Here is a 12,538-nt window from a genome sequence, read left to right as displayed (position 1 = left end):
GGTGGCATTTTACTCAATTCGGAGTTCGCTGACGCCCCCGGATTGATCAGCCGATCCCGGAACGCGCTCCCCTTGAGCATGACCAAGAGCGCCGGCGCAGAGCTATGAAATACTCTGAGCGCCTGTTATCGAGAGGACCCTCATGACGACGACGTATTCGGATTCGTTCCAAAAACTGACGGCGAGTGAGAAAATTCATCTTGCTATTTTCCCCGAACAGATTGCGGTCATCAAGCGGGCCTCCCAACGCGCCTTACTCGAAAGCGAGCCCCGATTTCCCGGGGATCGGCGCAATACGCCAGGCGACGCATTCCGGCACTGTTTTTGGTCCGCGCTTCTTGCGCGAGACATCGAGTATGCCAGCGCGTTGCGATACACGAACGCGCATGAGGCATTTCCGGATAATCCTCCAGACGAAAAAGCGATGGATTTGCACAATAACGCTGTCGGTCTGAACATTGGTCGTTACGGGGGTCCAAATCAGATACTGATCTTGCGATGCATGGAAGCACTCCGCTCTGGCCGTCTCAAGGTTATCGAACGTTAGGATACTGGTATGCACTACATTCTCGCTGCACTGTCAGTGTCGCTTGTCCTCTCTGCGTGTTCGCAGGATGCGGTCCTCGAACAGGCAACGAAGCTGGGGCAACGTGAGTTCTCGCCAGAGGCGTGGGCTGCGGCAACGCGGATAGAACGGGGCCAAATGACTGCGTCATTTTTGCGGCAATATGACGCAACAACGCTGGACCGGCGCCAGGTCGAGAAAATCCTGGGGCCCTCTACCGGGTATTATTACTACGACAATAACCCAGCCTATTTCGTCGGACCAGACACAGTCAGCAGTATTCACGGAAAAGGTTATCTGTGGGCGTTTGAAGCGAACAAGAATAATGGCCGGATCGAACGGGTACAATTTGTCCCCGAGGTCAAGTAGATGCTATGCAAGCACACAGGCAGCTACTCAAGCATCGGTTCCTGGCGTATCTGATCCTGGCAGCCCTCGCTACGCTGCTGACGCTCGCATATAGCTGGTGGTACTCAGTCGAACGCCAGGCACGAAAGCTCGGGACACGCGAATTCAGTGTGCAGGCCTGGGCAAATGCCTCTCAAATTCAGCGAGCCGAGATGACCGCGTCATTTCTCGAGCAGTACGATGTCTCGGGTTTCAAGCGGAAGGACATCGAGGCGCTTCTCGGACCCCAGACCAGTTACTACGACTATGATACGAATCTAGCCTATGTGGTTGGCCCGGATACGGTGAGCAGCATGTATGGCCCGGATTATCTATTGGTACTCGAGGCGGACAAGTATGACGGGGAGATCGATAGCGTCTTCTTTTTCCCTGACGTCGAGTAGCCCGCGCCGTACTACATCTGCCTGAACAAATGCGCATACACCGGACTGACCCGCGGCTTGTCCGTCCTCCCACGCAAATTCAGGGTCACCTTGCCTAGATCGTCCCGCCCGGCACTCGCCACGCACGCCATATTGACCACCATGCTGCGGCTGACCTGCCTGAACTGCTCCGGATCGAGCTGCGGCAACAAGTCCTTCAGCGGCACCCGAATCAGCGCCTCGCTGTCCGCCGTCACCACGTTCACATACTTGTCGACCGCCTGGAAGAACACGACGTCGGCCACCGGAATCATGCGCACGACATTGCCGACCGCCGCGCGCACCATGGTCAAGCGCTCGGGCGCCGCCGTGGTCGGCAACAGCGCCTGGAGCTGGCCCAGCAACTGGCCGAGCGTATCCGCACAGGGCGCGCCGGCGACCGGTGCGCTGGGCGCGTCCACCAGCGCGCGCAGGCGCTCCACGGTCTTGCCGAGCCGTCCCGCGCTCACCGGCTTGAGCACATAATCGACCGCCGCCCGCTCGAAAGCCTCGACCGCATAATCGTCGAACGCCGTCACGAACACGATGTGCGGGAACGGATGCGGTCCTTCCCAGCGCTCGGCCAGCTCCTCGGCCGCCTCCAGCCCGGTCTGGCCCGGCATGCGGATATCGAGGAACAGGATCTCCGGACGCAACGCCAGGCCCTGCTCCACCGCCGCCAGCCCATTGGGCGCCGTGGCCACGATCTCCAGCTCTGGCCACAGGCCCTGCAAGGTCTTGGCCAGGGTGGCGGCGAGGATCGGTTCGTCTTCTGCAATCAGAGCGCGGGTCATGCGGTGGTCTCCAATGGAAGAGTCAGTCGGGCCAGCGTACCTTGCGGTTCGGCTGGCGTGAGGGTGATCGCGGCGCGTTCGCCGTACAGTACATCCAGCCGCTCGCGGGTGGTCGATACGCCGACCCCACTGCCGCCGCGGCGCGGTGGCAGCTGACCCAGCCCGAGTCCGCTGTCGCGCACCTCGATCTCGAGGCTGTCGCCGCGAGCGATGGCGGTCACCACCACCTCGCCGCCGTCGACCTTGGGCTCCAGGCCGTGCACGATGGCGTTTTCCACCAGCGGCTGCAGCAGCATCGTGGGCAGGCGCGCGGTGCGCAATTCCGGCGGCAGCTCGAGGCGATAGGCCAGCCGCTCGCCCATGCGCACGCCCATCAGGCCCAGGTAGGCCTGCATCGCGGCGAATTCCTGCTCCAGCGTCGTGGTCTCGGAGCGCGAGACGCTCAGGGTGGCGCGCAGGTACTGGATCAGCTGGTCCAGCATCTCGCTGGCGCGGTCCGGATCGATGGCGATCAGGCCCTGCAGGTTGGCCAGCGTGTTGAACAGCATATGCGGTTCGATCTGGGCCTGCAGCAGCCGCAATTGCGACTGCAAGGCCTGGCGCTCGATGATCTCGGCGCGCAGCCGGGCCTGGGCATGCTCGTCCTCGATACGGCGCACCCGCTCGCGGTTCATGACAAGCACCACCATCAGGGTCGTCCCCAGCAGGGTGAACAGGACCATGCTGATGCGTTCCACGGTCGGGTACTCGGCCAGGGTCGGCGTGCGGATGTCCAGCAGCAGGCCGGCAAGGTGCAGCCCGAAGAAGTGCGCCACCGGGGACGCGACCACCGCCAGCGCCATGAACGGCGCCCATTCGCGCACGCCCCAGTTCGGCCGGTCCCAGAACAGCAGGCGTCCGCCATTGACCAGGGTGAAGGAGATACAGCCGATCAGGATCGAGACCAGCAGGTTCTCGAGGAACTGGCCGGAAACGAGGCTGATGAAGGCCGCCAGCAGCGCGCTGATGCCGATCGACAGCGGCAGGTCCGCCAGCAGGCGGCGCGGGCGCGACAGGCGCCGGGGAAGGATGGGAAGCGTAAGACTCGACATGCTGGCTGGCCTTCATGGATCGACAAGATGGAAGCCATTGTGCCCAGCAGTCGCACCGGCGGCAAGCCGGGGTGCGACGAATCGAAGAAAGAATGGCGCGAAGCGGCCGCCGGTTCGACCGAAGCCGCTGCGCCCCGGCGCCTTCCTTAGAACCGGTAATTGACCTTCACCGACGCCACGCGCCCGCGCGGATCGCCCTGGGTGAAGTCGAAGAAGGCGGTCGACGAATCCCACGACGGCCGCTTGTCGCCCAGGTTATGCACGATGAAGCTGACCGTCGCCGCCTCGCTCGCCCGGTACGCCAGGTTCAGGTCGAAGGTTCCATACGGTTTCACGCGCTCGCCCTGCCGGGTGGTCTGGTCGTAGCCGTCGATGTAGTTCCAGACCAGCGTATTGGTCCAGTCCTGGATGTCCCAGGTCAGGCCGGTCACACCGCGCCATTTCGGAATCGAGCCAAAATAGTTGTTGCCGGCGCCCTCGGTCAGGGGCAGGCCCACGGCCAGCGGCTGTTCGAAGGACAGCACCCGGCTCAGTTGCGCATTGAGCGTCAGCTTGCCGTAGGCCGCAAGCGGCTGCACGTGGCGCAGGTCGATGTCGAAGCCGGAGACCGAGCGATTGCCCTGGTTGGCGTACTGGCGGTACAGGGTCAGGATGCGTCCCTGGGCGTCGCGCACGATCTTGTCCGGGCTGGTCGCCTCGTTGGCGATGATGTTGTCGGCCGACTCGGTGCCGATCACGCCCTTGGTGCGGATGCGGTAGAAGTCCAGGCCCAGGCTGGTGCGGCTGTTCGGCGCGATCACGATGCCGAAGTTGGCATTGGTCGAGCGCTCCGGCGACAGGTCGGGGTTCGCGATCGTCAGGTTGGTGATGCCGCGCGCCTGGGTCGGCGAGATCGGATCGCGCGGGTCGACCACGTTGCCGTAGCTGACCGAGGTCGAGTTGGTGATCTCGGGCAGCGACGGCGCGCGGAAACCGCGCGACACGGTGCCGCGCACCAGCAGCCAGGGCGCCGCCTGCCAGCGCAGGCTGGCCTTGGGCGAGAAGGCGCTGCCGAAATCGTCGTATCGGTCGCCGCGGCCGGCCAGGTTCAGGTTCAGGTCTTGCAGCAACGGCACGTTCAGCTCGGCGAACAGCGCGGCCACGTCGCGCTTGCCGTCGATGATATTGATCGCCGGGCGCAGCTCGGTGCCCGACAGCACCGCGATGGAGGTTTGCGAATCCATCTCTTCGCGGCGCCACTGGGCGCCGACTGCGAAACCGAGCGCGCCGGCCGGTAATTGGGCAAGCTCGCGGGTGGCGCTCAGGTCCACCGTGGTCAGCTTGGATTCGGCCGGACGCAGGGTCGACAGGCGCAGGCGGTCCCGCACCGCTTCGCTGTTATTGGCCTGGTTGATGAAGTCATAGCTGCCGTCCGCCAGTACCTTCTCGAATTCATAGCGGTTGACGAAGTTCTGCACCGTCTCTTTTAGTTCGCTGCCCGAGTGGCCAACCGAGGCATCGTATTCCCAGCCGCCGACGTAGCCCTTCACGCCGGTCAGGAAACGGAAGAATTCTACACGGCCCTGCTTCATGCGCGGACCCAGGTCGAACAGGGTGGCGTTGAACGGGAGCGGCGTCGTGCCGCGATTGTTCGGATGACCGACTGGCAGCACGACACGGATGTCGTCCAGCTGCTGGGTGGCGTCGTTCCATGCGCGCAGGCCGGTGCCGACGGTCAGCGGCGCGCTGAAGGCCTGGTCGGCGCGCGAGCGGCCGTACAGTACTTCGGCATACGCCTCGTGGTCCTGGCCCAGCTTGACGGTGCCGCGCAGCGAGGCGTGGGCGCGCTGGATGCCCGGGATCAGGGTCTTGTATTCGGCCGGGTTGTAGGCCAGCACATTGCCAGTACGGCCAGGCGTGATCTGGCCATAGGGCTGGACGGCCAAAGGACCCTGGACTCCGCCCAGCCACTGGGTCGGATCGTTGTTGACGTAGTTGGTCGGCACCCAGGCCAGCGTGCCGCTCGGATTGTCGCGGAAGTCGCTGCCCGCCATCCAGCCCACCTGGTCCTGCTGCAGTTTGTCGCGCCACTGCGCGTCGGCCGAGAACACGATGCTGTAGCCATCCTCGACCAGCGAACCGACGCCGGTCTGCAGGGTCACGCTCTTGTCCTTCTGGCCGGTGCCCTCGGTCGAGCTGCCGTACTGGGCACTGATCTCGGTACCCTTGAACTCTTTATAAAGGATGATGTTGACCACGCCGGCCACGGCGTCCGAGCCGTAGACCGACGAGGCGCCGTCCTTGAGCACCTCGATCCGCTGCACCGCCGCCATCGGCAGGCTGTTCAGGTCGACGAAGACTTCCTGCAGGTTCTGGGCGGTGGCGTAGGGGCTGACGCGCTTGCCGTTCACCAGGATCAGCGTGTTCTTCTGGCCCAGGCCGCGCAGCGACAGGCCGGCGGTGCCGGCCGAGAAGCTGCCGGTGTACTGTTCGTTGTAGCTGTTGCCGCTGTTGGCCGAAATCGAGCGGATCACGTCGGCGATGCTGGCCTTGCCGGTGGCGGCCAGCTCCTTGGCCGAGATGACCTGGACGGCGCTGGCGCCCTCTTTCTGGGTAGTGCGGATATTGGAGCCGGTGACGACGACTTTTTCGATGTCCTGGGCGGCGGCGTGCTGCGAGAATGCGGCGGCAAGCGCCACGACGATAGCGAGTGGTTTGTGCATGGTATTCCTGGTGGTGGTCGTGCCACGGGCAGTGCTGGCGCGCTGCCGCGGGCGTGCGCTCCCTGCCCCGTCCTCGGTGGACGGGTGCGGAAGACGGCGGTATGGATCAGGCGTTCAGGTGCGCGGCATTCGACAGCACGCGCCGACCATGCGCGGCATGTGCGCCGTGCGGGTACGTGGGGTGCGGTGCTGCGAATGTGTCATGACTGAATAATCGTTGAAATCCTGTGGAAGACGCATAATACCTGCCAGAAATGCTATGCCAAACGAATAAATAAATACAAGCTTATGCGAATCGCCATGTAAACGCCGTCCGCAGCAGGCGATTGACCGCGGTTGCCGCACATGTCATATTGCAATTTTCTTCACACCGAGGAAGTCTTCGCATGCGTCACCTTGTCTCCGCCCTCTCCCTCAGCGTCAGCCTGGCCCTCGCCGGCTGCGCGGTCCAGCCCGAAGCGCCACGCGCCGGTGCCCACGATGCGCTCACCGCGCACATCTCGGCCGATTCGCTGCGCGGCCACCTGTCCTTCCTGTCGTCCGACCTGCTCGAAGGCCGTGGCACGCCCTCGCGCGGCGTCGACCTGGCCGCCGAGTACATCGCGGCCCAGTTCCGCCGGGCCGGCCTCGAAGCGGCGGGCGACGACGGCTACTACCAGACCGCCAACTGGCAATACGCCAGGCGCGGCGAGAACGACATCGCCATCACGGTGACAGCCGCCGGCAAGACCGTCGAGGTGCCGCTGGGCGGGGCGTCGGCCAATTTCGTCGATCCGGTGAACGTGGCGAAGACGCCGGCCGTGTTCATGCAGTGGCAGCAGGCACTGGACGACAAGAGCGCGGCCGACGGCAAGGTGCTGGTGGTGCCGGCCGCGGCGATTCCCGGGGCGGCCGGCGTGCTGCAATCGAAGCTGCAGAGCAGGCCGGCGCTGGTCGTGATGATCGACCGCGAGCGCCGCCACGGCCGCACCCAGGGTGGCTGGCTGATCGACCCGAGCCGGCCGGTGGCCAGGAGCGGCCCGCCGGTGCTGCTGCTGCATGCAGCCGACATCGCCGCCAGCCTGGAACAGGGCGGCGCGAGCGTGGCGGCCAGGGTGGTGGCGCCGACGGTCAGCCCGGTCAAGCTGCGCAATGTGATCGGCGTGCTGCGCGGCTCCGACCCTCAGCTCAAGAACACCTACGTCATGCTCAGCGCCCACTACGACCACCTGGGCATCCGCGACGGCGAAATCTTCAATGGCGCCAATGACGACGGCAGCGGCACGGTGTCGGTGATCGAGATCGCGTCTGCGATGGCGGCCCAGAAGGAGCGTCCGCGCCGCAGCATCGTGTTCGTCGCCCTGTTCGGCGAAGAACTGGGCCTGCTCGGCTCGCGCTATTACGCGAAGAATCCGGTGTTCCCGCTGAAGGACACCGTGATGAACCTGAACCTGGAGCAGCTCGGCCGCACCGACGACAGCGAAGGCCCGCAAGTGGGCTCGGCGACCATGACCGGCTTCGATTACTCGACCGTGGGCACCACGATGCAGCGCGCCGCCGAACGCACTGGCATCCGCTTCTGGAAGCACCCGACCAATAGCGACCGTTATTTTGCGCGCAGCGACAACCAGGCCCTGGCCGATGCCGGCGTGCCGGCCCACACCCTGGCGGTCGCCTTCGGCTTTCCCGACTACCACGGCAAGGACGACACCTGGGACAAGATCGACTACGACAATATGGTCCGCGTCAACCGCATGATCGCCGTCGCGCTGCGGGATATCGCCGACGACACCGCCAAGCCGGCATGGACCGACGTGCCGAACGCCGCCAAGTATCGCGAAGCGGCGGGCAAGCTGCATGCCGCGCCCTGAGCCGATAGATCGGTGATTGCCGCCCTGTCGATCCGGCCACCCGGTGCGCCCGCGCCGCTAAGGGTCGAGAGCATGCGGCTGGTGGAGGGCGGCGCTGAAGGCGACCGCCACCTCGATCCGCTGTCGCCACGCCAGCTGCTGCTGGCCTCCAGCGCCAGCTACGCCGCCCTTGCCCTGCCGCCGCAGGCGCTGCGCGAGAACCTGCTGGTCGAGAATGACGTCGAGCGCCTGCCTTCCGGGACCGTGCTCCGGATCGGGGCCGAGGCAAGCGTGTTGCTGATGTTCGCCTGCGAAGCCTGCGGCCGGCTCGACCTGCATGGCGCGCGGCTGGCGGCGCGGGTCGGCGCGCGGCGCGGAATGCTGGCGCGCGTTCTCGAAGGCGGCGTCATTCACCCCGGCGACGCGGTGCGCGACCTTGGGCAGCACTTCTTCGCCTGGTCCGACGACTGGCGCCAGCGCGTCGCCCAGGTACTCGATGCCGTCCCGGCCGGTGCCGTGATCGACTACGCGCAACTGGCCCGCCTTGCCGGCATCCAGTCGACCTACTGCCGCGCCTTTCCGCGCCTATTGCGCGCGCTGGGGCCCGACTATGCGCAGAAGGCCATCGCGGCGCGCAGCCCTTCTTCGCGACCTCGCTGGGCCGGTGCAGATCTGTTCACTGTCACGGACTCGCGTGCGGTGGACTCGTCGAGCCCAGAATCTCGTCCCTGATCCACGCCTGGACCGCCGCCGTGTCGGTGATATTCCCGGTAAACAGCCGGTGCGGGCGGTGCGGGATGTTGTCGCCGCGTTCGCGCCCGTCGCGGGTCACGACGGGAACCTCGATCATGCCATTCCCGCTCGGTAGCGGCGCCGGGAAACTGGTGCCGGTGCGCGAATCGATCCCGGTCTCGACGCCGATCTGCTCGACACCCGGGAAACGCTTCATTTCATCGACGAACACGATGCAGGCGCTGCCGCAGTTGTAGTCGGTCAGCAGCAGCACCCTGGCTTTCACCGGGTTGACCGGCGATCCCTTCGGCAGCGGCACTGCGCGCGCGTTCTTCGGGCTGACGAATACCGTCTGGCCCGACTCCAGCGCGTGCTGGTACTTCGCATAGTCGGGATCGAACGGCGTGCCGTCGGCAGGCGGCGCCAGCGCATCGACCTCGGCCGCGCTATCGCTCTTGAAATACGCGAGAATCTCGGGCGTTGTCCGCATGACGTGCGCAATCCCGAGGCGCGACCGCGCGTGGGCGTCGGCATAATCCTTGCCATACAGCGCGCGCAGGAAACCCATGAACCATTCGTAGGAACCGCCCCCATTGCCGCGCACGTCGATGACGAGCACCGACTTGTCGCGCAAGGCTGGCGCTTCGGCGATCAGCTGCCTGAAGGCCTTGCCCTCGGCCTGCGTTTGCGGCGCGAAGAAACCCATCCGTACCCAGGCCCCGTCGGCGCCGAACGGCGTAGCGGCCGCGACCCGGTCGCGGAACACGGTCGCGGCGCTGCGGTCCGCCGCGAATCTGCTGGCCGCTACCGGTTGCCAGTCGAGCACCACGTCCCTGCCGCCGATGGTGCAACTGCGCGGTCGCGGGATGAAGGGACTGCCGCCGTCCCGCAGCACCAGGGGCGCGGCCCAGTTCCCGCTCGACTCCAGTCCGGGAACGATCTGCTCGTAGGTCGCGGCCTGGTTGACCCAGTCGGCCAGCGGCTTCCCGTCGCAATGGGTCACCTCCTGACCGGCGTGCGCGCTACCCTGGCTGGAGACCGCGAGATAGCGTCCGCCGCGATAGACGAGCTGGAAACCGGGCCACTGCCAGGTCGCAGGCAGCAAGGTGAAATTCAAGCGCAGGTGCACGTCCTGCAGCGAGCCGACGAAACGCAGGAGCGCGTGGCGATAGCCGGCGTAGTTGCTGACGCGCGCCGATTCGGCATCGAACACACGCCTGGCCGCGGTCAGCTGCGCCGCAAATGCCTGCTGGTCAGGGTAGACCGCCGTGATGGACTGGCGTTCAAGCCAGTGGGTGACAAAGTCGGCGTCGGACTGCGCCATCGCTGCCCAGGGATGCGGTGGAGCCGCCGCGGAGGCGGCAGCAGCGTACAGGCTGCAAAAGCCGACAGCCAGCCGCATGCGCGCCGGCTTGATAGTGGAGGTGGTTTTCATGGTCCCTTGCGCCTATTAACACAAATGCATTGCAGCAAGAGTTGTATCATGGGCAGAGTGCTGGCGACCGGCCGGCAGGGGTGCGGATTACGCGTTTGTGTGTCGCACAAAGCGGATCATGACGACTTCGGCTTGAGCCGCGACACCCCCAGGATCACCAGTGCGAGGCCACCCAGCTGGAACACCGACAGCGGCTCGCCCAGCAGCAGCCAGGAGGCAAACACGGTCAGCACTGGCCCCAGGTTGCCCACCGCCGCCGCCTGGGCGGTCCCCATGCGCTGGATGCCCAGCGCCAGCCAGTAGATCGGCAAGGCGGTCGACACCACGGCCATCAGGCTGCCGTTGAGCCAGACCGCGGGCGGCAGGTCGGCCAAGGACGCCGGGTCGCCGGCCACCAGGTAATGCCCCAGCACGAACAGGCAGGAAGCGCTGCCTGCGAGCCCGGCCAGGCGCATGGAGCCGATCCGGGTCACCAGCGCCCCTGTGCCGAGGTAGTACAGCGCATAGGTGACGGCGCTGGCGAATACCCAGCCTGAACCGACCATCACGTCGCGGCTCCAGCCGGTCACCTGCAGGTCATGCACGAAGCCGACACCGAGGCCTAGATAGCAGATCGCCAGCGCCTGCAAGGTGCGCGGCGACGGCCGCTGGCGCGTCAGGCAGGCATGAAACACCAGCACCAGGGTCGGATACAGGAACAGGATCAGGCGTTCCAGCCCGGCCGTGATGGTTTCCAGGCCATAGAAATCGAACAGGCTCGACAGGTAGTAGCCGAGGAAGCCGAGAACCACGATATGGAGGCCATCCCTGGGGGACAGCGGGGCCGCGTCGGGATCGCGCGCCAGCCAGGCCAGCCACAGGAATAGCGGCAGCGCGAAGCCCATGCGCATGGCCAGCAGGGTCAGCGCATCGACCGGCGCCGCCGCATAGCCCAGCTTGACGAAGACCGCCTTCATGCTGAAGCCGGTGGCGGCCAGCACCGCATACAGGCGGCCATCCTGCGACCAGCGCTGCAATCGACTCCGGGTTGGACTCATGGACATGGCTCGTTGAAGAAAGTCCTTATTCTGACGCGAAACCCTGCGCGTTAGAATGCGTCAATCCTGGACCCAGCCTTCGCGCCACGAGAAACCTCATGCATATCGACCTCACCGATCTACGCCTGTTGCTGGCGATTGCCGACGCCGGGAGCCTGAGCAAGGCCGCCGAGCGCTTCCCGATCGCGCTGTCGGCGGCCAGCAACCGCCTGCGCGGCTTCGAGGACGACTGCGGCATTGTCGTCTTCACGCGCTCCGCCGGCGGCATGGCGCCGACGCCGGCCGGGCGCTTCATCCTGGAACGCGCGGCGCGCGTGCTGAGCGAGGTGGAACAGTTGCGCGCCACCGTGGACGAGCTGCGCGGCCCGCAACGCAGCACGGTGCGCCTGGCCGGCACCACGGTGGCGATCAGCACCTTCCTGCCGGCCGCGCTCGGGGTATTCCTGGCGGACCACCCCGAAGTCGACCTCCAGTTAGAAGAGCGCACCAGCCGCGACGTCCTGCAAGCGGTGCGCGAGCGCGAGATCGAGATCGGCATCCTGGACGGCAATGTGGCGACCGGCGACGTGATCTCGCTGCCGTTTCGCACCGACCGCCTGGTGCTGCTGGTGCCGGCCGGCCATCCGCTGGCCGCGCGCCCCGCCACCCGGATGCGCGACGCCTTCGAATACTCCTTCGTCTGCCTGCCGGCCGAGCGCCCGATGCAGCATTTCATCGAGGCGCGCGCGGTCCAGAGCGGCCGCCCGCTCAAGGTGCGGGTGCGGGCGCCGAGCTTCGACGCCATCGCCCAGCTGGTGGCCCAGGATGCGGGCATCGCCATGCTGCCCGAGGCGGCCGCCAGCCGCTTCGCGCGCGAGCTGCCGGTCGGCATCGTGATGCTCGACGATACCTGGGCCAACCGGGAACTTCGGGTGTGCTTTTCCGATCCGACTACTTTGAGCCCGCACGCGGAATTGTTGTTACGTTATCTAGCGCACAGCGGATGAGTGTTGGAAATGTTGTAATGCCCCTGTCGCGCACGATTGCGGTCGTGGCGTGAGTCAAAAAATTAGCAATAGGTGTAAGCTAAACGACAACATTTATTTTAAGGAGCACACCATGAAATCCACCATCGCCCTCTCCGCCATCATGCTGTCGGTCGCCGTGCTGGCCACCGGCTGCAACAAGAACGACAATATGGGCCCAGCGCAAGAAGCTGGCGCCGCCGTCGACAACGCCGGCCGTGCCGTCGCCGAAGAAACCCGTGAAGGCGTGGCTGCGGCCGACGCCGCTGCCGAGCGCGCAGGCGACCGTATCGAAGCTGCCGGCGACCGCGCCGCCGCCGCTGCCGATCGCGCTGGCGACCGCATCGACAACGCTACCGCCGAAGTGCGTCAAGAGTCGCGTGAAGCCGCCGCCGAGGCGAAAGAAGCCGCCAGCGATGCTACCGCCGCAGCAGGCCGCAGCGTCGAGCGCGCCGGCGAGAAAATGCAGGACGCTTCGAAGTAATCGTCCTGCACGTTTTGCCTGAGCAGGCCGCGCGACCGGGGTGACCGGTCGCGCGG

13 protein-coding genes are annotated in these 12,538 nt (G+C 65.8%); 8 read left to right on the top strand and 5 right to left on the bottom strand.

Annotated features, from left to right (window positions below; translation table 11 throughout):
* Positions 1-142 precede the first annotated feature (142 nt).
* The 3 genes from Q9246_RS22045 to Q9246_RS22035 are packed head-to-tail and all read left to right on the top strand — an operon-like array spanning position 143 to position 1,356.
* The gene (locus Q9246_RS22045) at positions 143-547 is read left to right on the top strand and encodes a DUF6973 domain-containing protein (RefSeq protein ID WP_306393053.1); all 405 of its coding nucleotides are present in this window, start codon (positions 143-145) and stop codon (positions 545-547) included.
* 9 nt (positions 548-556) lie between these two features.
* Positions 557-934, top strand: coding sequence for a hypothetical protein (locus Q9246_RS22040; protein ID WP_306393051.1), 378 nt, complete (start codon positions 557-559; stop codon positions 932-934).
* A gap of 5 nt (positions 935-939) precedes the next feature.
* Positions 940-1,356, top strand: coding sequence for a hypothetical protein (locus Q9246_RS22035; protein ID WP_306393050.1), 417 nt, complete (start codon positions 940-942; stop codon positions 1,354-1,356).
* A gap of 11 nt (positions 1,357-1,367) precedes the next feature.
* Here Q9246_RS22035 and Q9246_RS22030 read toward each other — a convergent pair whose 3' ends face one another.
* Both Q9246_RS22030 and Q9246_RS22025 read right to left on the bottom strand, forming a co-directional pair.
* Complete coding sequence (locus Q9246_RS22030) at positions 1,368-2,168, bottom strand: LytR/AlgR family response regulator transcription factor (protein WP_306393048.1); 801 nt, start codon at positions 2,166-2,168, stop codon at positions 1,368-1,370.
* Positions 2,165-3,259, bottom strand: coding sequence for a sensor histidine kinase (locus Q9246_RS22025; RefSeq protein ID WP_306393046.1), 1,095 nt, complete (start codon positions 3,257-3,259; stop codon positions 2,165-2,167). The genes Q9246_RS22030 and Q9246_RS22025 overlap by 4 nt, the downstream gene beginning before the upstream one ends.
* A 27-nt stretch (positions 3,260-3,286) precedes the next feature.
* Here Q9246_RS22025 and Q9246_RS22020 point away from each other — a divergent pair, with 27 nt between their 5' ends.
* Positions 3,287-3,409: a hypothetical protein gene (locus Q9246_RS22020; protein WP_306393045.1), complete on the top strand. Its 123-nt coding sequence runs from the start codon at positions 3,287-3,289 to the stop codon at positions 3,407-3,409.
* Here Q9246_RS22020 and Q9246_RS22015 read toward each other — a convergent pair.
* Positions 3,406-5,961, bottom strand: coding sequence for a TonB-dependent receptor plug domain-containing protein (locus tag Q9246_RS22015; RefSeq protein ID WP_306393043.1), 2,556 nt, complete (start codon positions 5,959-5,961; stop codon positions 3,406-3,408). The genes Q9246_RS22020 and Q9246_RS22015 overlap by 4 nt on opposite strands.
* Before the next feature lie 386 nt (positions 5,962-6,347).
* Between Q9246_RS22015 and Q9246_RS22010 the strand changes: the two genes are divergently transcribed.
* Both Q9246_RS22010 and Q9246_RS22005 read left to right on the top strand, forming a co-directional pair.
* Entirely contained in the window at positions 6,348-7,811 is a 1,464-nt protein-coding gene (locus Q9246_RS22010) for a M28 family peptidase (protein ID WP_306393042.1), read from the top strand.
* 12 nt (positions 7,812-7,823) lie between these two features.
* Positions 7,824-8,522, top strand: a complete 699-nt coding sequence (locus Q9246_RS22005; RefSeq protein ID WP_306393041.1) for an MOSC domain-containing protein — start codon at positions 7,824-7,826, stop codon at positions 8,520-8,522.
* On the opposite strand, the gene Q9246_RS22000 is transcribed toward Q9246_RS22005, so the two are convergent.
* Together Q9246_RS22000 and Q9246_RS21995 are read right to left on the bottom strand one after the other, a co-directional pair.
* Positions 8,473-9,957: a S41 family peptidase gene (locus Q9246_RS22000; protein WP_306393040.1), complete on the bottom strand. Its 1,485-nt coding sequence runs from the start codon at positions 9,955-9,957 to the stop codon at positions 8,473-8,475. The two genes, Q9246_RS22005 and Q9246_RS22000, sit on opposite strands and share 50 nt — an antisense overlap.
* 116 nt (positions 9,958-10,073) lie before the next feature.
* Positions 10,074-10,994, bottom strand: a complete 921-nt coding sequence (locus Q9246_RS21995) for a DMT family transporter (protein ID WP_306393039.1) — start codon at positions 10,992-10,994, stop codon at positions 10,074-10,076.
* 98 nt (positions 10,995-11,092) lie between these two features.
* On the opposite strand from Q9246_RS21995, the gene Q9246_RS21990 reads away from it, so the two are divergent.
* Together Q9246_RS21990 and Q9246_RS21985 are read left to right on the top strand one after the other, a co-directional pair.
* Positions 11,093-11,980, top strand: a complete 888-nt coding sequence (locus tag Q9246_RS21990) for a LysR family transcriptional regulator (RefSeq protein WP_306393037.1) — start codon at positions 11,093-11,095, stop codon at positions 11,978-11,980.
* 112 nt (positions 11,981-12,092) lie between these two features.
* Positions 12,093-12,482: a hypothetical protein gene (locus tag Q9246_RS21985; RefSeq protein WP_306393036.1), complete on the top strand. Its 390-nt coding sequence runs from the start codon at positions 12,093-12,095 to the stop codon at positions 12,480-12,482.
* Positions 12,483-12,538 lie beyond the last annotated feature (56 nt).

Origin of the sequence: Telluria beijingensis (assembly GCF_030770395.1) — a bacterium.
In the GTDB taxonomy this organism is placed as follows: Bacteria; Pseudomonadota; Gammaproteobacteria; order Burkholderiales; family Burkholderiaceae_D; genus Telluria; species Telluria beijingensis.
Note: the sequence above shows the minus strand (reverse complement) of the source record. Positions and strands in the feature narration are given on the sequence as shown.